Origin of the sequence: Nocardia sp. CA-084685 (assembly GCF_050955785.1) — a bacterium.
Lineage (GTDB): Bacteria > Actinomycetota > Actinomycetes > Mycobacteriales > Mycobacteriaceae > Nocardia.
On the sequence record NZ_CP192094.1, the window covers coordinates 5,287,036 to 5,313,278 of the forward strand.

The 26,243-nt window shown below is 64.3% G+C and carries 22 protein-coding genes and 3 pseudogenes; 12 read left to right on the forward strand and 13 right to left on the reverse strand.

Annotated elements, in window-relative coordinates:
* Positions 1-45 precede the first annotated feature (45 nt).
* The 6 genes and pseudogenes from ACQP2U_RS23745 to ACQP2U_RS23770 all read right to left on the reverse strand — a co-directional run bounded on the left by ACQP2U_RS23745 (position 46) and on the right by ACQP2U_RS23770 (position 2,654).
* Positions 46-948 (reverse strand): annotated as a pseudogene (locus tag ACQP2U_RS23745) (DUF1214 domain-containing protein).
* Entirely contained in the window at positions 854-1,279 is a 426-nt protein-coding gene (locus ACQP2U_RS23750) for a DUF1254 domain-containing protein (protein ID WP_433709501.1), read from the reverse strand. Before ACQP2U_RS23750 ends, ACQP2U_RS23745 begins: the two are co-directional and overlap by 95 nt.
* The gene (locus ACQP2U_RS23755; RefSeq protein ID WP_433716807.1) at positions 1,219-1,392 is read right to left on the reverse strand and encodes a hypothetical protein; all 174 of its coding nucleotides are present in this window, start codon (positions 1,390-1,392) and stop codon (positions 1,219-1,221) included. Before ACQP2U_RS23755 ends, ACQP2U_RS23750 begins: the two co-directional genes overlap by 61 nt.
* Positions 1,393-1,561: 169 nt before the next feature.
* Positions 1,562-1,684 (reverse strand): hypothetical protein, encoded by a 123-nt coding sequence (locus ACQP2U_RS23760; protein WP_433709502.1) that lies wholly within the window; start codon positions 1,682-1,684, stop codon positions 1,562-1,564.
* A complete protein-coding gene (locus ACQP2U_RS23765; RefSeq protein ID WP_433709503.1) occupies positions 1,681-1,938 on the reverse strand; it encodes a hypothetical protein in 258 nt (85 codons plus the stop codon). Before ACQP2U_RS23765 ends, ACQP2U_RS23760 begins: the two co-directional genes overlap by 4 nt.
* A gap of 230 nt (positions 1,939-2,168) precedes the next feature.
* The gene (locus ACQP2U_RS23770) at positions 2,169-2,654 is read right to left on the reverse strand and encodes a DUF2000 domain-containing protein (RefSeq protein WP_433709504.1); all 486 of its coding nucleotides are present in this window, start codon (positions 2,652-2,654) and stop codon (positions 2,169-2,171) included.
* Between the two features lie 111 nt (positions 2,655-2,765).
* Here ACQP2U_RS23770 and ACQP2U_RS23775 point away from each other — a divergent pair, with 111 nt between their 5' ends.
* A complete protein-coding gene (locus ACQP2U_RS23775; RefSeq protein ID WP_433709505.1) occupies positions 2,766-3,248 on the forward strand; it encodes an Lrp/AsnC family transcriptional regulator in 483 nt (160 codons plus the stop codon).
* Between the two features lie 379 nt (positions 3,249-3,627).
* The gene (locus ACQP2U_RS23780) at positions 3,628-3,939 is read left to right on the forward strand and encodes a hypothetical protein (RefSeq protein ID WP_433716567.1); all 312 of its coding nucleotides are present in this window, start codon (positions 3,628-3,630) and stop codon (positions 3,937-3,939) included.
* 74 nt (positions 3,940-4,013) lie between these two features.
* Here ACQP2U_RS23780 and ACQP2U_RS23785 read toward each other — a convergent pair whose 3' ends face one another.
* The gene (locus ACQP2U_RS23785; protein WP_433709506.1) at positions 4,014-4,613 is read right to left on the reverse strand and encodes a chloramphenicol phosphotransferase CPT family protein; all 600 of its coding nucleotides are present in this window, start codon (positions 4,611-4,613) and stop codon (positions 4,014-4,016) included.
* 274 nt (positions 4,614-4,887) lie between these two features.
* On the opposite strand from ACQP2U_RS23785, the gene ACQP2U_RS23790 reads away from it, so the two are divergent.
* From ACQP2U_RS23790 to ACQP2U_RS23805, 4 genes are read left to right on the forward strand one after another with little or no spacing between them, the layout of a single operon-like run.
* Positions 4,888-5,139 (forward strand): Smr/MutS family protein, encoded by a 252-nt coding sequence (locus ACQP2U_RS23790; RefSeq protein WP_433709507.1) that lies wholly within the window; start codon positions 4,888-4,890, stop codon positions 5,137-5,139.
* Between the two features lie 7 nt (positions 5,140-5,146).
* The gene (locus ACQP2U_RS23795) at positions 5,147-5,638 is read left to right on the forward strand and encodes a recombinase family protein (protein ID WP_433716568.1); all 492 of its coding nucleotides are present in this window, start codon (positions 5,147-5,149) and stop codon (positions 5,636-5,638) included.
* Positions 5,635-6,849 carry a zeta toxin family protein gene (locus ACQP2U_RS23800; RefSeq protein WP_433709508.1) on the forward strand — a complete coding sequence of 405 codons (1,215 nt, stop codon included), beginning with the start codon at positions 5,635-5,637 and terminating at the stop codon, positions 6,847-6,849. Before ACQP2U_RS23795 ends, ACQP2U_RS23800 begins: the two co-directional genes overlap by 4 nt.
* A 3-nt stretch (positions 6,850-6,852) precedes the next feature.
* Entirely contained in the window at positions 6,853-7,650 is a 798-nt protein-coding gene (locus ACQP2U_RS23805; protein WP_433709509.1) for a zeta toxin family protein, read from the forward strand.
* Between the two features lie 375 nt (positions 7,651-8,025).
* Here ACQP2U_RS23805 and ACQP2U_RS23810 read toward each other — a convergent pair whose 3' ends face one another.
* From ACQP2U_RS23810 to eccD, 5 genes are all read right to left on the reverse strand, one after another.
* Entirely contained in the window at positions 8,026-9,561 is a 1,536-nt protein-coding gene (locus ACQP2U_RS23810; protein WP_433709510.1) for a hypothetical protein, read from the reverse strand.
* A gap of 238 nt (positions 9,562-9,799) precedes the next feature.
* Complete coding sequence (locus ACQP2U_RS23815) at positions 9,800-11,410, reverse strand: hypothetical protein (protein ID WP_433709511.1); 1,611 nt, start codon at positions 11,408-11,410, stop codon at positions 9,800-9,802.
* A 27-nt stretch (positions 11,411-11,437) separates the two neighbouring features.
* Positions 11,438-15,469 (reverse strand): type VII secretion protein EccCa, encoded by a 4,032-nt coding sequence (eccCa, locus tag ACQP2U_RS23820; RefSeq protein WP_433709512.1) that lies wholly within the window; start codon positions 15,467-15,469, stop codon positions 11,438-11,440.
* A 629-nt stretch (positions 15,470-16,098) separates the two neighbouring features.
* On the reverse strand, positions 16,099-17,481 hold the full coding sequence (gene mycP, locus ACQP2U_RS23825) for a type VII secretion-associated serine protease mycosin (protein WP_433709513.1): 1,383 nt from the start codon (positions 17,479-17,481) through the stop codon (positions 16,099-16,101).
* Entirely contained in the window at positions 17,478-18,977 is a 1,500-nt protein-coding gene (eccD, locus tag ACQP2U_RS23830) for a type VII secretion integral membrane protein EccD (protein WP_433709514.1), read from the reverse strand. Before eccD ends, mycP begins: the two co-directional genes overlap by 4 nt.
* Before the next feature lie 123 nt (positions 18,978-19,100).
* Here eccD and eccA point away from each other — a divergent pair, with 123 nt between their 5' ends.
* The 6 genes and pseudogenes from eccA to ACQP2U_RS23860 form a co-directional block, all read left to right on the forward strand.
* Positions 19,101-20,936 (forward strand): type VII secretion AAA-ATPase EccA, encoded by a 1,836-nt coding sequence (gene eccA / locus ACQP2U_RS23835; protein WP_433709515.1) that lies wholly within the window; start codon positions 19,101-19,103, stop codon positions 20,934-20,936.
* Positions 20,937-21,107: 171 nt separating this feature from the next.
* Positions 21,108-21,434, forward strand: a pseudogene (locus ACQP2U_RS23840) (hypothetical protein); the annotation flags it as partial.
* A gap of 106 nt (positions 21,435-21,540) precedes the next feature.
* Positions 21,541-22,554 (forward strand): transposase, encoded by a 1,014-nt coding sequence (locus ACQP2U_RS23845; RefSeq protein WP_433709485.1) that lies wholly within the window; start codon positions 21,541-21,543, stop codon positions 22,552-22,554.
* Positions 22,555-22,700: 146 nt separating this feature from the next.
* Positions 22,701-23,054, forward strand: coding sequence for a hypothetical protein (locus ACQP2U_RS23850; protein ID WP_433709516.1), 354 nt, complete (start codon positions 22,701-22,703; stop codon positions 23,052-23,054).
* Between the two features lie 315 nt (positions 23,055-23,369).
* Positions 23,370-23,582: a hypothetical protein gene (locus ACQP2U_RS23855; protein WP_433709517.1), complete on the forward strand. Its 213-nt coding sequence runs from the start codon at positions 23,370-23,372 to the stop codon at positions 23,580-23,582.
* A gap of 565 nt (positions 23,583-24,147) precedes the next feature.
* Positions 24,148-24,567 (forward strand): annotated as a pseudogene (locus ACQP2U_RS23860) (transposase); the annotation flags it as partial.
* Between the two features lie 47 nt (positions 24,568-24,614).
* On the opposite strand, the gene eccB reads toward ACQP2U_RS23860, so the two are convergent.
* Positions 24,615-26,153 carry a type VII secretion protein EccB gene (eccB, locus tag ACQP2U_RS23865; protein ID WP_433709518.1) on the reverse strand — a complete coding sequence of 513 codons (1,539 nt, stop codon included), beginning with the start codon at positions 26,151-26,153 and terminating at the stop codon, positions 24,615-24,617.
* Positions 26,154-26,243: the final 90 nt, after the last annotated feature.

Consider the following 26,243-nt stretch of genomic DNA (forward strand, 5'->3'; position numbering starts at 1 on the left):
TACTCAACGTTCTCGGTGAACTCGGCAGTTCGAAACCGGGACGAATCAGCCGCCGGTCGTGATGTCACCCAGCTTCCAGCTACGGTCGAAATAGGGTTCCATCGGTCCGTAGAAGCGGAAGTAGGGGAACCAGTGTTTGCCCGGGATCGTCTGGATCCAGTTGGTGGTGCCACTCGCCGGTGGGGTCGGCCCGAAGAACCCATCGACCGAGCCGTCGGAGTTGGCCGCCAGTTCCGGGTTGCGTGACCCCCGGTCCCCACGCTGCTGTTCGTTGTCGATCAGGCAGCGCGTCTACGCGTCGTACACGGTGACCGACCAGAACAACCTCGCGGGCGGGTTCGCGGGGATATGCAAGCTATAGGAGGCCCCGCCGTCGAGCCACTCGCCGGCGGCGTCGGTGTAGGAACCGAGGTAGGCCTGCCCGACACCCGGAGTCCGGCTCTTCATAGCCTCGGAGAAACTGACGGCCTCGTAGAACCAGGAGGCACGCTCGAGGAGCTGGTCGTAGTAGGGTCGGCGCTGGTCGGAGTGATCGAGTTGGACGGCCAGATCCCATTGGCGGTCAGGCCAATACTTCGCGCCGGGAAAGCGTTTGGCGAAGGTGTTGGCCTGGGCCATCAGTTCTCCGGCAGCGGCGGCTTCGGTGAGGATCGCGGTGAGCCTGTCATCGGGTGCGAAGAATTTGCCCTTCTCGATACCCAACTGCCGCAGCATGGCCAGGTAGAAGCGGTCACGTTCGTCGACGATCTCGTTCTGATAGATCTCGTGCAGCCGAGCCCAGTACTCCAGGCCACGCGGCCGGTCTCCGGTCCATGCGCGCCCGTTCGGTGAGATCAGGCGAGTGGATGGGGCCTCACCGGCCAGTGGCCGCACACGGACGCCGTTGACCAGGGCGCGGGCGGTCTCGTGATCCGGGTCGAGGGCGCGGAATCCGAACGTGACGTTCATGCCGGTGGCCTGGTGCACGAAGTACGGGTCCTCGCCCGTCGGCGGGGTGTGGCCGGGAAGCAGGATGAGGTGTTGCCCGCCGCGTCCCTGGTCGGGCCCCCATTTCGCCGAGGATGCCGAAATCTCGTTGCCAGAAGTCGGAGAAACCGCCGGCGGCGTGACCGGGCGGTACCTCGATCACCAGGGGGCCGGTCTTGCTCAAATCAATGAAGTTCAGGATGTACGGTGTGGTGGCGTTGGCGGTGATCAGGCCGAGGCGGTCCTGATAGCTCACATAGTGCACGAGGTCGAAATCACTGGCCCCGAAGACATTTCGATGCTGGATTGCCATTGCGCATAAGACACCAGCGGCAGCGACCACAGGTAGGCCTGGCAGGCGAGCTGATAGTCCAGGTGGTCGAAGATCGTGGAAAGGCTTGCCCGGTCGGGCAATTCGCCGGCCATGCGCACCTGGTCCAGCGGTCCCTGCAACGGTGGCTTGCTTATGCTGCCTCATTTCAATCGGCTTCGGTTGCGGTTGCCGGACCGCGATTCACAATCCGCCCAGCCCCTTACCCAGCACGACTGCTCCCATCACCACCAGCACGATGGCCATCATCATGTGCTTGTTGGTTTACAGCCACGTTTTCAACGTGTCCAGGCTCCCGTGCAGCCGATCCGCGGCGAGCTGGTAGCCGATGACCGGAACCAGGACCGTCGCCGTGGCGATCACCGTGCACACGATCAGTGCTGTCACCTCACCGGCCGATGGCTGACCGGCGCTTGGACCAGATTGAGCACCGCGACCTCGTGCGGTATTTCCCCGGCATCCACCGCACAGGCCAACACCTCGAGCAGGCTGGCGCCCGACTCCGATTGTGCTGCAACGTCTCTGGGCGCCGTCAACTGCTCGTGCAGGTAGGCGGTGAGCGCGACCGCCGACATCATCAAAGTGCCCAGCCGCTCGGGGGGCACCACACCGCCGAGCATCTCGGTGCTGTCATCTATCACCTGATCACTATTTCTGTCACCAGGCTTGGGTGCTTGTCGCGACGGATGTGACCTCGGTATAGATGGCGGTTCCCAGGGGTTGTCGGCGGCCGTGCCAGGAAGTGCAGCCTTCATGGCCTCCAGAAGTCCGGGTCCGGTTTTCATCGATGGGTTCCAGTCGAGCCTCGACCAGCGTCCTCATTCCACCGTCGCCACGGTCGGATTCGTGGCACCAGCCCACCGCGCATCAGCTATGCGGCCAACGGCAGCTTCTTGACGAGCTTGTCTACTCGGTTACGCGGGCCGATGATCCCGACCGCGTAATACGACATGCGGTGTTGTCCGGCGCGGGCGAGCGTGTCCAGGTATTCGCCGTACACCCGTGTGTGCTGCGCCTGGCTGGGCATGTCAACGACGAACGTGCCTCCGCCAGCAGCCGCCCGATCGCGCAGGGTGCGGAGTTCGGCGCTTTCGGCGGCCAGGATGGTGCACCCAGCCCATGGCAGACCAGGATGGACCTCGCCGGAGGCATCTTTCCCGTCGGGGCCGATCAGACCGGGGACCGCCGCGCCGATCGCCGCCGCGACACACACCGCCGCGTTGATCGCCCGCCCCGGCGGCAGATCCGCGTCGACGATCACCACCCATTTCAGGCGAGCCGCGCGGGTCGGCTCATCGATCCTGATCTCCTCGGGTTCAAAACCCACCTCCACCTTGGTATCCGGCTGATTCGGCATCGTCACATCTTCCTAACTTCATACAATTGGATTGCCTGGAAGGTACGTAGTGGTTCAATAGGATGCAATCAAGTCCGTACTTAGTTCGGATCAAGGAGCCTTTTGATGGATATGGACGAACTTGATAAGGCGATCCTGCGGGAGCTTCAATCGGATGCACGGCGCACCAACCGCGACATCGCCGCCGCAGTCGGGGTCTCACCCACCACCGCGCTCGAACGCACCCGCGGGTTGACTCGGCGCGGGGTGATCCGCGGTGCGCTGCTCGATGTGGATTTGCCTGCCTTCGGGCGGCCGGTGCAGGCACTAATAGCGGTACGGATCAGACCCCCCTCCCGTCGAATGATCGAGGGTTTCCGGCAGTGGGTGTGTGGTCTGCCCGACACGCTCGGCGTGTTCGTCACCACCGGCGCCGAGGATTTCCTCATCCACGTCGCTGTACCCGACAACGACAGTCTGTACGCCTTCGTTATCGACAAACTCACCGAACGCCCCGAGGTCGCCGATGTCCGTACTTCCGTTGTCTACGAACATGTCCGCAACACTCGGATCGCCCCCGCATCCGAACCCGCCTCCCGCCGCCAGAATCCGTAACCGGCTGATCTCCGCGGGGCAGGCACGAGTACCTGCCTCACCGGGTCGCCCTGCAACACCAATTCTCATCAAGCCGCAGCTGCGATCGTGCCTCAACGGAAACCACTGCGGGAATAGCCAACTCGGTCCAACTACCCATCTGCAACCATAACGGTTCACGGCTCAACGCCACCGCTGTATCCACTCCCATCGCGTCCCACCGCGCAGAAGAACGAGCAGATCGGTGACACATACGATGGAAAAACGGTGACGGATACCGTGATCAGAACTTCGACTCCTGCCAGCTCAACCGATGCGATCAGTGACAGTTGTGGTGGTCAGTCACACACGGATCGATAGCTGGCGATACGCTGATCCGGCGGTGGCAGTGCCAGCGCCGATGCTGGCCGCCGCAAGGCGGCCTCCGAATAATGCAGCCTGGGCGATCGAAATGAAGTGGGACGGCGTCCGCGCCATCGCTGTCTGCGATGGCACCGAAACCCGCCTGCACAGCAGGAAACGCCAAGACATCACCGGTTCCTATCCCGAGCTCGCGACGGCGCTGGCCGGAGCCGCGCAGGGGCGGGCGCTGATCCTCGACGGCGAAGTGATCGAGCAAACCGCCACCGGAGTACCGTCTTTCGGTTTGCTGCAACGCCCCATGCACGTCACGCGACCGTCCGCGGAGCTGATTCGATCGGTACCCGTCTAGTTCTAGATTTTTTGTGCACGGACGGTCATTGACCGACCTTGAGTGGATGTGAGCGTCACCGGACGTCAGGCGCGTCAGATGTACGTGGTCTGCTGTCGCAATATGACTCTGGCCAGTTCGGTGGGCGACGCTGTGGCTGTGTCGACGATCGTGTCGTAGGTGTAGCCGTGATGATGAACGGTGGAGAGGTGGCCGCGGGCTAGTCCGATTTCGTGACCGCGAGACAGTTCGCGTTGCTCCGCCACGGCCAGCGGACAGGTGACGCAGACCAGTTGGACATCCAGGCCAGCCAACGCATCCATCCACGTCGGCAGCAGATCGGGAGTCAGCAGCATCTCGTCGATGACGAGATGATCACCGCCATGTGCGAACTGGGCAGCTGCGGCGCACGCAGACCGAAGCATCCGTCGTCCGACCTCGCCGTAGCGGATGACTACCACCGGGTGGCCATCGGAGTGGTCGACGGTGCGGTCGTACCAGAAGCCGTCACGGCTGAGCGGGCCGCCGCGTCCGCCGCCCCAGTTCGGTGGCACCAGGCCGAACAGGGTGTCGATTCCCCAGTAGACGAACGGGATGTCGCTCTCGTCCTGGATGGCCCGGGCCAAGGTCGTCTTGCCCGAACTCGATGTCCCGTTGAGGAAGATGACGCGGCTTGGGAGTCCAGCGCTGCGCATCAGATCACACTATCGTTGGTATCCGGACTCACCAGGCGATTCAGTTATCTACGAAGGCCAGCGCTCCGAGCACTACAACGGCGCTTGAACGCTGGACCGATGGCGCCGCCTATGAGCATGCACGTCCTGATCGAATAACTCGGGCCACAGCGGCTGGCCAAGGAAACCTCCCAATGTTGGGAGGATGCCTTTGATTTGCCATCCGAGATGACACTATGACCAGTACGGATGGTACGACGATCGTTTGTCTTGCTTAGGATTTCAGGAGTTGAATGTGGGCGAAACGCTGACAGTTGATCTTCACCCGGTTTTCCGAAGTGATCGCGATATCGACAATGCGGTACGTAGCGCGATCTTCCGTGCGGTTGCGCAGAAGGCCGGCTTGTTGGAGATAATCCCAGGCAAAGGCTCCGGAACCCTGAAGCGCCGTGTTCTCGCGAAACTCGCCCAGCCGAGCTTGAAAAAGTTCTACCGGCGCGTCGAGGCAGATCCAGGAAACGAGGGCCGGGTTCTCGTTCATTTCTGACTGGAGCATCCCAACGGGCCCTGATACCCAGCCATATTCGATCTTCAACATCCTGGCCACCTTCGCCGCGTTCGAAGTCGACCTGCTGCGCATGCGCACCCGCGAGGGCATGGCCGTCGCCCGCGCCAAAGGCGCCTCCGCGGCCGTCAACCCAAGCTCTCAGCCAAGCAGCGCCCGGAACTGCGGCGTATGCACGCCATGGCGAGTACACCATCGCCGACGTCGGCGAACTGTTCGGCCTCTCTCGGCCCACCATCTACCGCAGCCTTCAACGTGGGCACGCCACACAACCCAGGTGATACCGCCACCAACAGCAGTAGTCCCCCAACCAACAGACACACAAGGACAAGATTCCCTTGATGGCAGTGCAGGCTCGGCCCGGTCGCGATCGCGGGCACTGCTGAGACCCGCAGATCATATGGCCACACGGACACCGGCGACGGTGTTGGGAGAAGACGGGAAAGCTGCGCTGATCAAGCCAAAGGCGTTGTCCTGTTGAACAGATCCGAAGAGATTGCGCGGGCATGTATCCGACTCACCCGCCACCTGGAAAGCGAAATTAGGCGGTTAGCAAGGGCTGATGCCGAACACGGCATAAAGCCCTTCCCTCGTGAAATCAAGAGTGCAGTCGAAGAATATCGAAACGCCGACGAGGGGTTCCGCGATATTCATAATATCGGTTCGGCAGACGTCGGTTCCAGGTTAACGGTTCGGGCGGACGCGATTTCTCTCTCTGACGACGAGTTGAACGATATCTTTCGACAGAAGGTCTATCCTAGGATATTCAGCGGCGAGAATCTGAGTAGCGTAGATAACCCCGAGGTGCTCGTGCTCGGCGGACAGCCCGGATCGGGAAAGTCGTTTATGGTGCCTGACCTGCTTGCCTCTTTCGAAGGGCGTGGCGGCGCCGTCTATATCGGGACCGCAGATACGTTCATGAAGTATCTTCCCCGATACGACGAGATAGTCAGGCATGACGATACTGCCACACACCTACTCATCGATGACGCCTGGAAGTTGATGAGCAAGAGCGTAGATCACGCGATCGACAACCGCTACAACGTGCTACTCGAACAGACCCTGATGAACCATCGAGGAGCAGCGCGAATGATCGACCGCTTCGTTGAGAGACGGTATACGGCGACGGTGAAGACATTAGCGGTGCCACCGCCTGAGAGCCGGTTATCGACACGCACCAGGTACATGGAACAGCGAGATACAACGGGAATCGGGTTATTGACTCCTTTGGAGATTCATGATGCCGGTGTCTCAGGGGCGACGGAAACGATTCGAATGCTTCAGTCGGACAATCCTCCGGTTAAAGTTAACGGCTTGGCCGTGTCGAGCCGCGAAGGGGACCTGTACCATATCCAGCGCGACGCGTCCGGAGAGTGGCCCGAGCCGCCCCGAGCCGCAGAGACACTGGAGACCAAGCGCAATGAACCACTGTCCGCCCGGGAAGCGCGATCATTCAACGAGCGGCTCGGGAACTTCCGCGACTGGGTCTCTCGACAAGCTCGGGATGATCCGCTGGATGCAGAACGATGGGAACGCCTCGCGCGTGAAGCCGACGATATCGAACAGCACGCCAGACCATGGGTTTCTGTTCAGGACGAGGCTCCGTCCGCAACCGGCGTATCACGCGTGGTCGACAGCGGTGCCGACAGCCCAGAGGTTGAAGATGCGGGACAAGACAGTGAGGGACAATGAGGCATGGAGCAGGATGAAGCGCTGTACTACGAGTGCGCACGGGACATCATTATCAGCTTGATAGCCGGATCTTCTGCGGCGCAAAGAGCTGTTGAACTCGGCAACCCGCCGGATAAACAAGCGGCTGGCCGGCACACGCTCCAGCGTCTCTATTATCTCGCGGCACTGCACGACCTCGATCGAGCGGATCAGGCTGAAGTCATCGATGTCATTCGCACACATGGTCCGACAATTCGCGTGTTGCGAACACAGACTTACGAAAAGTCACTATCAAAACCCGCTGAGTTCCCGCTCGACGCTGCCGAGCGAGCCGCAATCTTCGAACAGAAGATCCTCCCCGAAATGGTTATTAGCACCGGAGATGGCGGTCTCCAGGCGGTAATCGTCGGTGGCACAGCAGGTTCGGGCAAGAGCAGCATGATCCGCAGGCTCCGAAACGATCAGACAGCTGCGGCACCTGTACTGATAGATCCAGATCTGTTGGCGGCTTACCATCCGGGGAATTGGGATTCGATATGGACTGGCGAGACGCGTACTAAAAATGCCGTAATCGAGGATGCGCGATCGTGGGCCATGATGGCGCTGGACTATGCGATCGGATTGCAAGCCGGCATTTTTCTGGAGACGGCAACCAGTAGTATTGCCGAGATCAACGACTATGCCACCCTGTTGTGTGATGAGGGATACCGAGTGGATGTGCACATGGCGGTAGCTGCAGAGCCGGTCCGCAAATTACACCTCTTGCTTCGGACACAATGCCGCCAAGGGAACTGGGAAGCATTGTTTCCATCGGACATGTGACACAGGGGACAGCATCGTGCAGTAGCCGGTTCGACTGTGACAGTACGGCGGAACGCCGTTCTATCCCGTTGTCGCAGTTGTTCCGGCAACGGCCTCAACACCGCGATAAGCACAGGCTCGGGATCGCTTGCTCAGGAAATCGACGCGCCGCTACCTTTCATGAGTCGGGCACCCGCACGAACAACGCTCTCGATCGCGTTTATCTGAGCGAGCCGCCGCACGCGTAAACGTCATCCTGCGTGAGATTCCCACCGGTCTCATTCAGCCTATTACGGGCTGGCTACCGGCAAAGCCGCCGACCGGCGGTCGGTGCTGGCCGATGCCCGCGCCCGCCACGAACAACGCCAGCAGGCGCGCGCCTTAGTTTCAGCTGGATCATGAAGGCCAGAACAGGGTTTCGGCGTTCGGTTCGGGACGGTTGCCGCCGAGGACCGATGGCGCCACGACCCTGGGGCGTCCCCCGTCCGACGCTGATTCGGGCTGTCGCGTCGCGCTGGCCTTCTTCTCCTCCGAGACCTGCCCGGAGGAATGCTCGGATTCCGGGGCCTGCGCTGCATCGGCTGCATCGGCCTTATCCGCGGGCCGGTTGGTCCGCCAGGGCGTCGGTCGTGCATCCGGCAGGGCGAACACTGTGGGCTCGGATTCCCGCGGAACACCACGGGCGGACCATGGCGTTGCGGAGTCCGGCGCAGGCTTCGGGGTGGACTTCTTGCGAACCACGTTGCGGCCAGCGCGCTTTCGCCATGGTGTGACGCGCTGGTCGGATTCTCGGCCGGCACGCCCGCCAGAGTTCGACAGGCGCGAGGACAACCGATCGTCGGCATCGCCTACCTCGTCGGAGGGGCTGCCCGCCCGATCCTGCCCCATCGCCGAGGAGGGGTGCCCCGACAGGTCCGCACTCCACGACGATTGCGGATCGGACATCGGACTCTGCGGGCCGTAGCGTGCGGGTGTACCGCCGGTGTCGTGCTGGGCGGTGACGCCGGAGTCGGCCCTTGCCGCCAGTCCATCCGAACTCGTTCCCGCCGCGACATGCCCGGGACTCGGCGCCCCATCATCGGGACCCGCTGCCGCATGACCGCCGCCGGCGCCCGAGGTGGCATCGCTGATTTCCGGATTCGGTTGGACACCAGCGATTCCCGTGTTCGACGCAGCATCCGATCCCGGCAACCGGCCGACGGCATGATGCGCCGGATGCCCGGTGGCCTCAGCAGGCCTCCCGGACATGTGCGTGCCGGAGTGATCGGGCGGATACCCAGAGGAGATATGGGCAGGGCCATGCACACCGGGTGGGGCCGTCGGCGGGGTATAGGCCACCGACGCCGGGGCGCGGTCGTTCCTCACGCCCGGCGATCCCACTCCTGCGGGGGGATCCGTGCCCGGATCCACGGCGGGCGCGCCGCCGCCACCGTCGTCGAAGGTGGGTGAGGTGAAGTCCAGTCCCGCGACCTTGTCCGCGAAATCCGATGCCTGCCGCAGGATGTCATCCGCGAGCCCATCGAGCGCATGGGCGTAGTTGATGACCTCGTCGGGCTCGATGTGCAGCGTCTGGTCGGCCGGACCGGGCGGCGGGCCCAGCAAATGGCTTGCGGCGTCGTCCACGATCCCCCGGACCATGCGGTCGATGACATGCCCGAGCGGCTCGATCGCCTTTCCGATCACCTCGGCCAGGATGTAACCGATCAGCGCCTGCTCCATGACCTGGCAAATCTTGCGCGCGGCAGCCGCGATCGCCTGCTCGATCGCGACCGACAGACCGTCGGTGACGATCGTCGCGGCCATCGCGGCGGCGTAACTGGCTGCCAGCCCGGCGAGTTCGGCCAGCACTGCGACCTTGGTCACCTTGATCACCACGGCAGCCGCATCCAGGGCATCGGCCACCACCCGGCACGCCGCATCGAGATCGGCCATACTTGATCACACTGGTCACGGTATCGTGGGTATCCGCCACCCCGTTCGCGAAGTTCCGCACATGAGTCCCCAGCGCGCGAAGCTGATCCTCGTTGATATCCGGATAGGGCACACCAGCGTAGTTGAGAAACAACGCCACATCGTGCGGAATCTCTATACCCATGGATCCCGCGCTTTCCCGGTCCACTCACAAGACTCGGAGGGAAACCGTGCGCCGACAGTGCGAGTGTTCGTCTTATCACACCGTGCGGGCGAGGCGGGCGCGGTAGCGGTTGGCGAAATCGGTGGCGAAGTCCTGCGGCGGTTGCGACGAGGAAGACCGTTCGACGATTCCATCATCAGCGACGTAGAACAGCGCGCGACCGAGGACGATTTCGTCGGCACCGGTAGGTGCCCACATCATCCAGCCGACGTCGAGGCGCTCGGCGACCAGCTCATCGAGCGGATAGTCCGAGAGGGAGTGACCTGCGTCGGTAAAGAACTGGCGCACACGGTGCTTAGCTTCGTCCGCAGTTATTTTGGCTACCTCTAGCGCGGTCAGACCTGCGAGGCAGAATTGGTAATAGGCACCGTCGAGATCGAAGTCGGAGTCCTCGGCGAGCAGATCCACCAGATGCTCGCGGCGCACCTCGGCCCGCTCAGCCGCCGACAACAACGCACGTGCCGCAGCGCGGACGCGCCGATCTGCCTCATCCCCGAATCTCGCGGCAACCAGATTGACCACAGTCTCCACCGTCCAGATGCCCGGAACAGCGGACGCGAACTCCGACGGGGACGGCGAATCCCCTCGATACCAACCGGTCCCGTCCCACCAGTAGCAGAACGACAACATGCCTTGCGAGGCACGGGGGTTGAGCACCTGGTTGGCCACCCAGAACGGCGCACCACGATACAGTTCGGGCATCTCCCCTGCACCGTTGTAGGCCGCCTCCAACTCGGGCGCGTTCCACACACCCCCGGACAACACCGCGCGACCACCTGGCACCAGAAACAACGTGCTGCCACTGCGTGCCGCCCCCTCGAACCATCCCAACGAGGGCAGGATTCGCGGACCCCGCTGCGATCCGGTCCCCACGAACACCGCCGCCAACGTTACCCACCGCGCCCATATGCCCCCCAGAGACGGGAACTCGTTCTCGGTCAGTGTCGCCCGCGATCCAGCGACGCGGTCCAACTCGGCGTGAAACGCCGCCCGCTCGGCAGTCCGGGACTGTCTACCATCGTTGGCGATGTACGCAGCCAACCACAGTGGCACCCGCTCACGCGGAAATACCTCCAGGTCATTGAGATACGCCTGCCGCGACAGCAGCTGCCCCTCGGGAAACGGCTCGTCACCATAGTCGTAGTCGACGGTGATCTCACCGTCCTCACTGAGCCCGACGATTATCCGCCACCACGGCTCATCCTCCAACTCCGCCACCAACTCCCGCTGTGCCCGCGCCAATATCAGCATCGACTCGTTGGGCATGGCCTCGACAACGGTCCTGTCGGCGAGGGTGTAGAACACCCGGCGAAACGCGTCCGTGACCGTCACCGAGAACACCGCGTCCAGCCGCGTCCACCCCTCCGGTCCCACCTCAGCCAAGCGACTGCCGATGTCGTAGGCCAACTCGCGCGCCTGCGCTTCCACATCGCTCGATAGAACTGCTTCCACTGGAGCGGACAGAGCCTGCGGCGTCGGTGGCTGCCCAGATACTTTCGACTGTGACTCAGCTTTCGCCTCCGCCTCAGAGGCACCGCCGGCAGGATCGCTACGACCGAGGGTAAAGGCGACGTCCGGCTGTTCATCGCCGTCTTCGTTACCCGATGCCCGAGTCGGCACGCCGCCGTCTTCGGCGCTGTCCTGCATGATCGCTCCTATTCGAATCAGCTACCGTCACAGCGGCGGAACGTAGCTCACCTGGATCATTTCGTTGTCCCGGTTGCGCGACACCAATGTGCCGCGTCCGGGCGGCAGCTTCGTCGACTTGACCCCACCCAGCAAGACGCCCTCGTCCTTGGGTGCGCTCATGAGCAGGGCGTCGACCGACAAATCCTTCAGCGGTCCCAACACCGGGTCGTACAACGCCCGGCCGGCGCCGCCGGCTCGCCGTGCGACGATCAGATGTAGGCCGATATCACGTGCCTGCGGGAGCAGGTCGAGCAGCGGCAGTAGCGGATTGTTGGACGCGACCATGTCGTAGTCGTCTACGACGACGTAGACTTCCGGGCCGGTCCACCAGCTGCGTTCGCGCAGTTGCTGTGGTGTGATGTCGGATCCCGGAATGCGCTTGGCCAAGTACTCGGCGACCTCTTTGAGCATCCCGTGAGAGGTCTGCGCGGTGGTCGAGTAGCCGGCCAGGTGGTCTCCCTCGATGATGCCTAGCATGGTGCGCCGATAGTCGATTAGCACGACCCGCGCCTGCTCCGGCGTGCTTCGTTCGACCACGCCAGTGACGATGGTGCGCAGCAGTGTCGTCTTGCCCGATTCCACATCGGCGAACACCATCAGGTGAGGCTGGGCATCGAAATCCAGGACCACCGGTTGCAGTTCGGACTCTCCCAAACCGATCGCGACTCGCGTGGGCCCCAGATCCAGGCCCGCCGCTGCCGCGGCGGCGATGATGTCCTCACGGGGAATCCGGGCGGGCAACATCCGAACCTCGGGTGCACGTCTACCGGGATACGCTGCGGCCAGCGCCGCCTTCGCGGCGTTCACGCCCTCTGACAACGTGCTCGCGTCGGTGCCGGAGTCCAACCGCGGCAACGCCATCAGCATATGCAGGCCCTCCGGGGTGATGCCGCGGCCGGGCCGCCCGACCGGGACATGCACCGCCGCCCGGCGGTTCATTTCGGAGTCGCCGGGGTCGCCGAGGCGCAGTTCCAACCGAGTGCCGAGCTGGTCCTTGACCACCGGGCGGATCTCCAGCCACCGGGACGCGGCCAGTATCAGGTGGATGCCGTAGGAAAGGCCCTGCCCGGCAATGGCGTTCACGCTCGACTCGAGTGGCTCGAATTCCTCGCGGAACGCAGCCCAGCCGTCCACTACTAGGAACACGTCACCGAATTGGTCTTCCGACAGCGGGTGCGCGGCCCGCTCCGCGGCGGTCAGCTGCGCGAGTTCGGCCTTGCGCTTTCGGAATTCCACCATGTTCTCGATGCCGAGCGCCAAGAACCGCTCCTCACGGCGGCGCATCAGCGTCATCAGCTCCGCGATGGTGCGCCGGACGCGATCACCCTCTAGCCTGCCCGCCGCCGAACCGACGTGGGCAAGCCCGTTCAGCCCGGCCAGAGTCCCACCACCGAAGTCGAGACAGTAGAACTGCACCTGCTCCGGCGTGTGCGTCGCGGCGGCCGCCATGATGATCGTCCGCAATGTGGTCGACTTACCCGACTGCGGACCGCCGACCACGGCGACATTGCCGAGGCCGCCCGACAGATCGATGGTGAGCACGTCCCGTTTCTGCTCGAAGGGCTTGTCGACGACGCCGATCGGCATCCGCAAGCGCCCGTGCCGATTCGCCTCCGCCATCGGGTCCCGGTCCGGCAGCATCATGTCAACACTCGGTGAGACATCCAGCGGCGGCAGCCACACCTCGTGCGCAGACCTACCGTGTCCGGTGAGCCGTTCCACGACCACCTGCAGCAAGGTTTGCTCGGCGCCGACCGGCGCCGGGCCGACCAAGGCATCCAAATCCGGCAACTCCACCCGCACCGGGGCTGCGGGCATGGCACTCTCTACAGCCGCTACGTGCCGCGCGGTGAACCGCACCGCACGCTGCCCGCCGGTCGCGTTGCCACCAGCCTGGCGCGAACCACGCGGCGAGGCATAGGGTCCCGAGACATAGGTGGTGTTGAACCGCAACGGATCGGCCGCGTCGCTCTTGAGAAAGGCCGAACCAGGCACGCTGGGCAAGTGGTACGCGTCGGAGATACCGAGCACTTGGCGCGACTCGTTGGCCGAGAAGGTTCGCAGGCCGATCCGGTAGGACAGATGGGAGTCCAGACCACGCAGCTTGTTCTCCTCCAGCCGCTGCGACGCCAGCAGCAGATGAACCCGCAGTGACCTGCCCAGACGGCCGATCATCACGAACAGCTCCGCGAAATCCGGCTTCTGGGACAACAATTCGGAGAACTCGTCGACGATGATGAACAGCGCAGGCAGCGGATCGAGCGCCGCTCCACCCGCGCGAGCGCGCTCATACTCGGTGACATTGGCGAAATTGCCCGCCGAGCGGAGCAACTCCTGTCTGCGATTGAGTTCGCCCGCCAACGCGTCGCGCATTCGGTCCACCATCGACAGCTCTTGCTCGAGGTTGGTGATCACCGCCGCGACATGGGGCAACGGGTCCAAGCCGAGAAAGGTGGCACCGCCTTTGAAGTCGACCAGCACCAAGTTGAGCAGATCCGGCGAATGGGTCGTGACCAGTGAAAGCACCAGAGTGCGAAGGAACTCCGACTTGCCCGAGCCGGTCGCGCCGATGCACAGCCCGTGCGGCCCCATGCCGTTCTCGGCGGCTTCCTTGATGTCGATCTCGACCGGCGTGCCATCGGGGGTCACGCCGATCGGAACGCGCAATCGCTCCCGCCCACTGCGCGGGCGCCACACCACGACCGGATCGATCTGCGCCGCGTCGGGAATCTTCAGCAGACTCATCAAACCCGGATCCGCACGGGTGTCGTCGCCCAAGTTGACGATCTGCGCGACGGTAGCGATGCGGTATCTGGCGAGATGCCGTGCAAAAGCCGCCGCCTCGGACTGTGTGACGTTGTCGACGGTCGCGAATTTCTCCACCCCGCCAGCCGATTTCGCCGACACCGTGCCATCGGACACCACCAATTGCAGACCACGCCGTACAGCCAGGCCCGCTGGTGGCGCGGTGAGGTCCAGCACCGTCACCGAATCCAGGCCCGCCTCGGCCACCATCCGCTCAGAGCCTTCGACATAGCCGTCGTCGATCACCACGATCAGGTGGGTGCGTCCCGGCGTAGGCGGAGCGTTGCGCATGAACCGGCCGCGCTCGAGGAGTTCGTCCGCCAGCGCCGCCTCGAGCTCCGACAGTGATTCGTAGAGCATTCGGGCGCTGCCGATGCCATCGCGGGCAGCCGGATGCTGCGCTTGTGGAAGCCATTTGGCCCACGACCAGGCCTTGCCGTCAGGATCGGCACACACGATCGCCACCAGGAGATTGTCGGGGCCATGGAATGCGCACAGCGCCATGATCATCGCGCGCGCCGCCGCCCGTGTCTCCGAGCGTTCGCCTTCGAGGTTCACCGCCGGGAACGCGCGCAAGGAGACGGCCGTCGGCAGCCCATGTACCACCGAATGCGTGCGCACGAACCGGCGCAGGGCGACGGTCGAGACGGGCTCAAGGTCCTCCAAGGGGCCCGTTTCCGGGCGGGCCAATTTCGTTGCGATGCGATGACTTCCGACGCCGATGCGGGCGTGCCCGAAATCCGGGTCGGTCGGCCTGCGTTCCCACATCCGGCGCGTGCCCAGCAGCGACAGCAGATCGTCGGGTGCCGGATGGCTCCACTCCAGCGCCTCACGCTGCATCGCGGCGGTCTTGCGGACGTCTGTGCGCAACTGCTCGAGGTAGCGGAAGTAGTCCTTGCGTTCCTCGTTCAGCTCCGCGGCCTTCTTTCCGCCGCCGCGGCCGCCACCGGCGAACATGCCGACCATCGACATCAACATCATCATCGGGAACATCATCGAATACGGATTGCTGAGCAGCGAGCGCCCGCCGGTGGTGACCATCATCGCCACCATGCCGACCATTGCGACCACCATCACGACCGGCATCAGCTTGCCCAGCAGACCACCGGGCAGCATGCGCGACAGTTCGGGCGGCGCGTTGAGCACCAGTTCCCCAGCGGGTGGCCGTGGTGGGGCGATCCTCGGCAGCCGCACGAATCCCTCTGTCCCCAAGCCCGTTCCACCTCACCTCGAGCGCCTACCCGCAGGTCCCCTATCGTTGTCTGCCCCTCCTCCGAGGTCGACATATCTCCCCAACCGTGAGAAATCCGGGATACCTGCGAGTTCGTCGAATGCTGCCTGCGTTGTCGCCATGAGTGCGGCCGATCGGCCGCGGTGTTGATTGCGGCGTGCTCTTCGTCCTCGAGGTTGCAGCTTCACTACCGCCGATCTCGCGGCCGAGAATTGTGACGCGATCCCAAGACCGTCACGGGTGCGATCTCGTAGCCGGAGTCGGTGACGATCCAGGCGCGGGGTCACCGAATCGTCGGTGACCGGCGTGGATCAGATTGCCGGTCACGGTGCGTACCCTGGGCCGCTGGGAGGGTAGCGGCGCCACTGAGTATCGGCGCCGCCACATCCAGCGGTGCAGTCCGACGACTGCGTCCGGCCTCCAGCACGCAGACCACCGAATACGGCCACCCCAGGATCATTAGGTGGGAGTTCTCGGCCGGTCTCATGCACACCATTCACCGAAGCCCTTGGATCGAGTTTCCTTCTGTAGCAAGAAGAATCATCAACCAGGGGGTTCGTTCAGGATAAAGCGGGGCACAAGGTACGACGCTCGAAGCTCGAACCTCGAGTTAGTAGTCGACGCCTTCGGTAAGTCGGCGGCGGCGACCGCGGAACGGGACCGCCAGCGCCGACCCAGCGGCGAGGGCGACCGCGGACGCGATCGCCACTATCAGGGCGATCCGGCGCGGGCGGGGGTCGACCGGGCCGGCGACCCGCGGAGGCGCGACCGCTCTGGCGCGACTGGCGCCGTCGGCCGCAGGCGGGTCGGGGATCTCGGCGGTCAGCGCCGCGACCGGGTCGACTATGCCGTATCCGAGCCGGTCATCACGTCCAGGACCGGGCGCGTGCGCGGTGCGCACGACTCGTTCCATCACCTCTGCGGCGGTCAGGTTCGGGAACCGTGACCGCACCAGCGCCACCACGCCTGCGACATAGGCACTGGCGAAGCTCGTGCCGTTGATGGCGTTGGTGGCCCCGTCGGCGGCGGGCATGCCGTTGACAAGTCCGGTGCCACCTGGAGCGCTGTCGAGCGAATACAGATTCGTACCGGGTGCGGCCACGCTCACCCATGGGCCATCGAGCGAGAAGGACGACGGCTCGCCGTCGTCATCGGTGGCGGCGACCGACATGACATAGGGGCTGAACCATGCCGGGCTGGCTGCCGTTTTCACCGCGTCCCAGCCTGTGCCGTCGTTCTGCGCCTTGCATGCGCCGTCCGGTTGCACATTGCCTGCGGCGGCTACAACGACCACATCGTGCTCGTAGGCGTACTTCACCGCCGCGCCGAGCGCCCCGTCGCCGAGGTCCGTTCCGGCGGCAGCACAGGCCACTTCGGAGATATTGATGACCGAGGCATGCAGATCCACGGCGCGTTCGACTGCGAGCGCCAAGGTCAAGACATTGCCGAATCCACCGGACGACATGGCCACTGGGCCCGGCCGGTTGTTGTAGTCCTTCGACTCGTATTCCAGGCTCAGCTGCCGAATCGACAGGATCGCCGCATCCGGCGCAACACCCGAAAACGCGTCGTCCGGACTCGGCTGCGCGGCGATCAGCCCTGCGACGAGTGTTCCGTGCCCGTCGCAGTCGAGGGTCCCATCGGAATCGGAGACATAGTCGCCGCCAGGGATCAACACCGGCAACCGCGGATGGCGGTTGACGCCCGTGTCGATCACCGCCACCGTCTGCCCCGCACCGGTGCTGAACTTCCACGCCGAGGGCAAGTCCAGAATCCGCTGCGCCCGGGGCGCAGTCTTCGGCAGCCCGCCGGTCAACACCGGTTTCGCGCACTGTGAACGCTGAACGGCCTCCTCTGGCGGATGCGCCGGCATCCCCGGCGCGGGCGCCGCGCCGGGGTCGACCACCGGCGGCGGCACCGCCCCCGCCGCCGGAACCCCGAAGACCACCACCACGATCGCCAGCACCGTGCCCACCCAGCGATGAGGTCTCATAGCCCGCGGGCCGCCGCGTAGAAGTCCATGATCCAAAACACCAGTGGTCCGATAGCCACGATCATCAAGTACTCGACGATCTCCCCGGCCCGCCGGGCGACCGGCGAGATCTCGAACAACGGTCCGCCGACACCGACGACCATGGCGACCGCACCGGCACCCAGCAATGCGCCCGCCGCGGTGATCGGGCCCACGCCACTGCCGAATCCGAGGCCGAGCAGCACCGCGAGCAGCGTGAGACAACCGCCCATGATCAGTGCGCACGCTTGCGTTCGGTCCGCGAACGCCCGCCCGCGCAGGCACAGAAGCACTCCGGCGATCAGCGCCAGAGTGACACCTTGCCAACGAGGGGCACCGCCCGGGTCGGCGGCCAGGACCGCACCCGCGGTCGCGGCGATTGTCGCGCCGATGACAAAGCCCGACTGATACTCGTTAGCGACCCGGGCCCGCTCGGCCAGCCCCACTGCCGACGGCAACGCGGTCGCGCCGATCGCGCCGATGCCCTCGATGGTCGGACGCGGCTCGTGATCGGCCGGATCGATCGCGCCACCGGCTGTGGGGACGGGCGGTACCGGTAGCCGCGCGGCGGCCATCGCGACCCTCGCAGCTGCCGACACCGCCGCCAGCGCTGCCACCAGTAATCCCGCGCCCACTTTCGGGAGCGGGTTGTGCCACAGCATCGTCACCAACCCGAAGCCGACTCCGAATACCGACAGTGTGATGACCGCGGCGAAGACCGTCGCGCCGACGCCCGTCAGTCGATAGGCGGCTACCGCGACGACCAACGTCACGGCAACCGCCACTACAGTGTGCGGCGGACCGAGCGCGTCCGGAACGAACAGCGCCGCACCGGGTCCCACCAGTGCCAGCGCGCACAGCGACAGCACGACAGATGCGCTTGCGAATGTGCCGTTGCCCCGCTCCGAGGTGCCCACCGCATACTTTCGCGCCATAATGAGCGCCGCGACCAAGGCCGCCAGTCCAACCGCTTCTGCGACGGACCCCGCAACCACGCCGCTGCCGCGTTGCTTCGCCACTACGAGCAGCACAAGCGCGCCCACAGCGGCCACCACAGCCGCGGCCTGCCCCATCACCGCAGCTGACGCCGCGTTCCATCCACGGAAGGTGCTCTCGGTCAGGCGGGCCACCGCGTCGATGACGTCGTCGAACAAGGTGGGCGCGTCCTTCGTACCGACCGCGCGCAAGACCAGCAACTCGCCATCGAACACCCCGGCCTCGGTCAGGGTGGCGTCCGGCGAAATCGGATCGTGGCCCAACCTCGCCAGCGTCCAATGTCTGGCGGGAATAGGGGCGTCTTCGGATTCGGTGGGGTCATGGTCGCGCGATTCGACCATGTCGACCACGTCGGCGATGAACTCGCCCAACGGCACGGTCGTGGGCAATCCCACGTCAATCTGCGTGTTGCCCCCCACCACGGAAACGCGGCACAAATCCGGCCCGGCGGTGACCGGATCCGACGTCAAAGCTTCGCTCATTGGCAATTCCCGTGATACTCATACAATTTGGTCACGGGAAGTGTATCGGCGCACCGATGGTTAAGCTGTCGCATATTGCCGGCACAGGGAGGCCCGGCAAGCATATGCATGGGAGCGTCACACATGTCAGGTGTCCGGCAAGCACAGCAAGTCTTCGATGCTGGTGTGTTGGCCTTGGGTCTGGCTGTCAACGGGCAGCAGACCACGCCTGACCTCGAATACGCGAAGAAGGCCTTCCAACGCGCGACAGAGTGGGATCCCACCATGGCCGACGCGTGGCTCGGCCGCACCGCCGTGGGCGAGGTCACGAGCGAGGTTTTATTCAATCTCCATCGGACCAGCGGATCTACGCTGGGACGCGAACAGCGCAGGCTTGGCCTGCGGCCGCGACAACTGGCGGGTCGCTTCGTTGTGGGGCCCTACATCTACTACCCGTTGTCCAGTTACCCCGAGGTCTGGCTAGCCCAGGCGACACAACTCATCGGCGAACGCCAATACGACGAAGCCGAACGGGTGCTCGACGAGCTGGCCGCGCACCGTCGCGCACAACCGTCCACACCGGACACCGCAATCGACGACCGGATCAGCGCCTACGTGCGAGCCCACCTGCACTTCACTACACAACGGTGGAACGACGTGATGACGGTTTTCGCCGGCTCTGCTGACTGGGACGACGCCTATCTGGCTGCCGGCGCCAACGTCATGGTCGGATCGGCATGCGCGCAGTTGGGGCTGTTCGGCGAGGCCACCCGGCGCCTGGAGAAGGCCGAAGCCGGCCCGATCCCCGCGGCCCGCACCGCGGCGATGTACTGCCGCGGCCTCTGTCTGCGCGAACAGGGCCTTGAAGAACAGGCACGGCAGATTTTCGAGCAGGTCTACTCCGAGGCCCCCGATTTCGAAGCGAACGCAGCCGCGATGCGCGACCCGAAGTTCCGCATCACCTTGACTTCTCGTGAGCAGATCGACAGCCGCGCCGACCGATGGGACCCCGACTCCGCACCCGACCTGGCCAAGGCCGAAGCCGAAGCGCAACGCCAGCAACAGGATGACATCGCGAAGCAGGTGCTGCTGGATGCGCGCGCCGAACTCGACGAGCAGATCGGCCTGACCGCGGTGAAAACCCAAGTCGCCAAAATCCAATCCACCGCCATGATCGCCAAGCTCCGCGCCACGAAGGGACTGGCCAGCATCCCCCGCGGCCAGCACCTTGCCTTCACCGGACCGCCCGGCACCGGCAAGACCACCGTCGCCCGTGTCGTCGCCAAGATCTACCGAGGACTCGGGCTGCTCCACTCCGATCGTGTCATCGAAGCCAAACGAGTCGACTTCGTCAGCCAAAACCTCGGCGGCACCGCAATCAAAACCTCCGCGCTCATCGACACCGCCATGGACGGCGTCCTATTTATCGACGAGGCCTACACTCTAATCCAAACCGGACTCTCCGGCGGCGATGCCTTCGGCCGCGAAGCCATCGACACCCTGCTGGCCCGCATGGAAAACGACCGTGACCGCCTCGTCGTCATCATCGCAGGCTACGACGGCGAAATCGACCGGCTCCTGGCCGCCAACGACGGCCTCGCCTCCCGATTCGCCAAGCGGGTGAAGTTCGAATCCTACACCCCCACCGAACTCGCGCAGATCGGCGAGGTCATCGCTCGCAAACGCGACTCCATGCTCTCCCCCAACGCACTCGCCCTCCTCGAACATGCCTGCCGAGATCTCTACGAACAACAACGCACCGACGCCACCGGTACACCCCGACGCGCGATCGATCTCGCAGGCAATGGCCGATTCGTCCGCAATGTCATCGAAACCGCCGAAGAAGAACGAGAATTCCGACTCACCGGTGGCGGTGCCGAACTCGATCTATCCGACCTCGACGAAACTGCCCTCATGCGCATCGAGGCCGCCGACATGCGCAACGCCCTCGACTCCGTCCTCGCCTCGCTCGGCGGCTAGCTACTCGCCCTGAACCTACGCCACGAAACATCAAGGGCACGGTTCCGCCGTGCGTGGGCGACGCTGCGTTCGACGAAGGCCCCTACCTGCCAAACTCGGATGAGACCATGCGGTCTGTATCTTTCCTGTAGATGATGTAGGGCGAGTTCAGGGACAACGAGCAAGGTGACGATGGGTGCGGCCGATCTGCCCGCCGACAACGGCGCGGCGAAGAAGCCGAAGAAGAAGGGGACGAATTCGGCGCGGCCGAAGCGACGATCGTTCACGCCGGAGTACAAGGCCGCGATCGTGGCCGAGTACGACTTGCTGACCGAGCCGGGCGCGCGGGGCGCGCTGCTGCGCAGGGAGGGCCTGTATCACTCTCATGTGATCGAGTGGCGGCGGGCGCGGGACGCGGGTGCGTTGAATGCGTTGGCTGCCAAGACAACCGGGCCGAAGCCGGCGAAATCCGAGGCCGATCGCCGGGCCGAGAAGCTGGAAGCGGAGAACGCGCGTTTGCGGGCGGAGCTCGAGCGCAAGGACAAAGCGATGGCCGTGCTGGGAAAGCTGTCGAGCTGCTGGAGATGCTCTCCAGCAGCTCGGATTCCGAGCCGAAGCCGCCGAAGTGATCGACGCCGCGACCGGCGAGTTGGAGGTGCTGGTCGGCCAGCGCGCGGCGTGCCGGTTGACCGGCAAGTCGCGGGCGACCCTGCACCGGCACCGAAACCCGAAACCACCAGTCCAGGGTCCGCGGCGGCCAGCGGTGCATCCGGCCGCCCTGACCGCGGCCGAGCAGGCCGCGGTGCTGACCGAGCTGCGCAGCGAGCGGTTCGTGGACAAGTCTCCGGCGCAGGTGTGGGCGATCCTGCTCGACGAGGGCCGGTATCTGTGCTCGGTCTCGACGATGTATCGGCTGCTGCGCGGTCACGGCGAGGTGGCCGAGCGCCGACGCCAGGCCACCCACCCGGCCCGGACCAAACCGGAGCTGGTGGCCACCGGCCCGAACCAGGTATGGAGTTGGGACACAACGAAATTGGCGGGACCGGGCAAAGGAATCTACTACGTGCTATTGGTGATGCTGGACATCTTCTCCCGCAAAGCGATCCGCTGGCGGGTGGTCCCGCGTGAATCCCAGTGGATCGCCAAGCAATTCCAGCTCGACGCGATCGCCGCCAACGACGGGGTCGTGCCCGACTACATCCACGCCGACAACGGCGGCCCGATGATCAGCAAACCGGTCTCCGAGCTGCTGATCGACCTCAACATCACCCGCTCGCACTCGCGCCCGCACGTGTCCAACGACAACCCGTACTCCGAGGCCAACTTCAAGACCCTCAAGTACTGTCCGGCCTTCCCGGACCGCTTCGCCTCCATCCGCGAGGCCCAGCGCTTCTGTGAGGCGTTCTTCACCTACTACAACAACCATCACCGGCACTCCGGCATCGGATTGCACACCCCCGCAACGGTTCACGACGGCACCGCCCACCAGATCCGCGCCGAGCGCGCCACGGTGCTGTCCGCCGCCTACGCAGCCAACCCCGGCCGGTTCCGGCGGCCTCCCACCCCACCCAAGCTGCCCAGCGCGGCCTGGATCAACGAACCGGCGAAGGAGAACATCAACACAGAATTCGTGGCATGACCGGTCTCATCCGGTTTGACAGATTCCGGGCTTGCAGGTGAACAAGAAGCGGGTGCACCGGCTCCGGCGGGAGGAAGGCTTGCAGGTGCGCGCTCATCATCCGCGTAAGCGGGCTGGCTGCTCGACTGCGCCGCTGGTTGACGCGGATGCGCCCGAAGGTGGTGTGGGCGTTGGACTTCCAGTTCGACTCCACCGTCGACGGGCGGGCGGTGAAGCTCGCGTCGAAGATCGACGAGCACACTCACGAGTCACTGCCGCACCTGGTGAAACGCTCGATCACCGCCGAGCGGCTCGTCGCCAGGCTGGAAAAGGCGTTTCACCGCGCATGGCGGGCCGCCGCGGGTGCTGTGCATGGACAACGGCCGGAGATGGTTTCGGCTGCGGTGCAACAGTTCTGCGCCGACAGCGTCGGCATAGTCTACCTTCCGCCGGAACGCCATGGAACAACGGCTTTGTCGAGTCGTTCAACCGGCGGCTACGCACGAATGCTTGAACCGTAACCACTGGACGAGCTTGCTCGAGGCCCGGGTGGTGATCGGCGACTTCAAAGACGATCACAACCCACGTCACCGGCCGTACTGGTTGGCATTCGAGACGGACGAACGCCTTCAACCAGTTCGGCAGAACCTCACTGAACGGCGCCCACCACGTGGCTTGGTCCGCTCGTTGGTCGCATGTCAGCCACAGTGCCCACCGATTTGCGTCCAGAAATTGCCACCCTGATAGGGAGGAGGTGGCTGAATTTGCCCTCCCCAGGTAACGCATGTCTGCGGAGCATAGATGAAGACCGGACCCGCGTATGTAGTGTAATTCCCTTGGTCGATTTGAAGAGTGTTGAAATCAGTATTGCGTTCGATTTGCGCCATCATATGGATGGCCGCACCGGGCTGATTTCTGACTGTCACAACACAGTTCCAGCCGTTCTTATACGTGAGGAAAATGGTCCCGCCGTCGAGGTCGTGATGATCGATTACGGAATACCCGGCGCCGCACGCACCATTGTACGAGGACGCGGCCGCGGTACCTGACCCTAACATCACTCCGCCACTCGCCAAGACCGCGGCGGCAGCCAAAGAAGCTGCAACTGATTTCCCGCTCGCCCTATTTTACTCCGGTGTTCTGAAAGTATGTATCGCCAAATTGAGATACGACCGCACCTTACGCCGACGGACAGCGCCGAAATATCCGCATTTATACGGAAACCCACGGAAGACTCGGGGCGCATTGCCGGATTCATGCCGATTCCAACGAAAGTAGCCTGCGAGAACAGGGGCCAAAGCGACGGTCTATGCCGTCTTGTGTGCCCACTCTGAAAGGGGGCGATGCCTCCTGGACCTGCCGAGGTCGCGGCTGCTTGGGGATAGTCGAGAGGGAGGCACGACAGATCGCCGTGCCCGTCATCGGACACTGAGCGGAATCGCCGTTCATCGTCACCGCCATCGATCCAGACCACCCAGAGGAGGGTGCTATCGGGCGACACAACGTGCCACGAAGTGACACGCACGAGGACGCTCACAGACACCATGGACCTTCGACAGCGAGCGGACAGAACACCGCACCCTGGTTGAAGACCGCAACTCACCGCCGGCCGAAGCGCCGGTCGATGAGCGGGCCGTGTTCACCGCGCGGTGGTGTTCGTGCTGACCAGCGGTTGTGCGTGGCGGATGCTGCGGCCATCGTTCGGGGCCACTGTCCCGACGGTGCATCGCCGATTCACCGTCTGTACCGAGGCCGGTGTATGGCGGCGATTACACCGCGGGTGGTCCTGGAGCAGCTGGCTAGCCAGGGCTGATCAACTGGTCGCGGGAGGCGATCGACACAGCGTCGGTGCGAGCGAAAAAAGGGAGCGATATGACCGGCCCGAGCCCGGTCGATCGAGGCAAGTCCGATTCGAAGATCCACGTGTTGTCCGACCGCGTGGGCCTGACTCTGGCCGTGGGGATTTCGGCGGCCATCCCCCGACAGGTTGATGTCGCTGCCCGACCCCGACGCGCGCCCAATCCACAAGATCCGGTTATCGATCTCCTCTCACTATTAGTGTCGCGACGCCAGCCTCAGGCTTACTTGCGGCGGTCGGGGAGAGTGTCGTGGGCCACGAGGGCGGCCGAACGAGTGAGTTCGGGGCCGGGAATGAGCAGGCCAACGATCTCCCACGGGGCAAGCTTGGGCTGGGCAGGCATGCCAAGCATCTTGGCGGTACCGGGATCTGGTATGCCATAGCGGATTCCGGTGTCGGCGATGTAGAACAGACCGTCACGCCGGACGCTGCCCGGCACGATGCCAGTGATCTGCACGAACTCGCCCGACGAGGGGCGAAGATAGGCGGTGTCGATCCGGTCTGGACCGACACCGCCGCTGGCCATCGGCACGGGTGTCGCGGAGGCGGGCAGGGGCCAGGTCTTGGCCGTGGTCAGGCCGATCGTCGCGTCACGGTCGTCGCCGGGCTTCGACCATGAACTGCACACCACCGGGAAGTCGTCGGCCGACAGCACCTTCGGCCGCTGCACCGGAAAATCATTCAGCGCCAGCGTGTTCACCACCGGAACGCCGCTCAGGGCGTCCGGCGTCACCTGGATGACGTCGCTGTCCCCGACCGAGTTGGCGTTGCGGAGCACCTCGGCCGCGAACGCGGAAATCGGTTGCACCCCGGTCGTCACCACCACATATAGCTCGCTCGAATTGATGCCATTGACCTTGATCACCGAGCCGACTTTGGCGCCCACCACCGGCCCCGGCTGACCTGCCATCGGCACTGCGGGTAGGGCGATCGCAGGCACCGGGACGGTAGCGTCGAGCAAACCGGCGCCCACCGCGCGGGGTTGCGCGCCCGCGAGCTTCAGCGACCGGGCGATCACGTCGTCGGTGAGGTCGACCTCGGCGTGCTTGCCGTCGTACAGCAGATACGTTGTGCCGTGCACGGACACGAGGACCGCCTCATCGCGGCCCAGTGGGTGCACCGACCGATCTTGTCGCGGCTGCCCCGCGAACACCAGCGTCGAGGCGCCCGAGACCGGTGTCGTCGCGTCGCACGCGGTCCAGTCCGAACCGGACTCCGCGGAACCCGGCAACGTCGCGGGCGCGCCCGGAATTCCTAGCATCGGGCCACGCGGGTAGTCCACGAGTTGGGATTCCTTGACCGATGTCGGTGCTGCATCGGCGCCGGCGATCAATCGGGCCGAGGCCAGGTTCAAGGCCGGATGCAGAGTCCCGTTCAGCATCACGTAGAGCGCACCACTGTCCTTGCCGATAATGACGGCATTATTGTCCACAGCACCCTGCGGACGCAGGAAGCTGAGGATCGCGGCTCCCGCCACGCCGAGCAGTCCTAACACCAAACCCACCAGAAGTGAACGCCATTGCACGCTCATGGGATCGTGCAGCATCCGCACGTCCCGCCGGATCAACGCGTGTTCGAGCCTCCTGATAAGAAAACGATATCCGTTGACTTGCGCTCGAGTTGTCAACTGCGAAGCCACGACAACGCTCCTTGGCAATTTCGATTTTGACGCGACGATTTGTCTTGAGGGATTCAATTCTCGACGCGGCGAGTTGTCTTCGATGGTTACTGCGAAGCTTTCGACACGGTACCGTAGTGCCACGTTTCCCGGTGACGGAAAGAGTCCCCAATGGTGGCCACCCAACCGAATCCTCGGCCGAACACGGCTTCGGCGAGCCAGGAGCACCGCCCT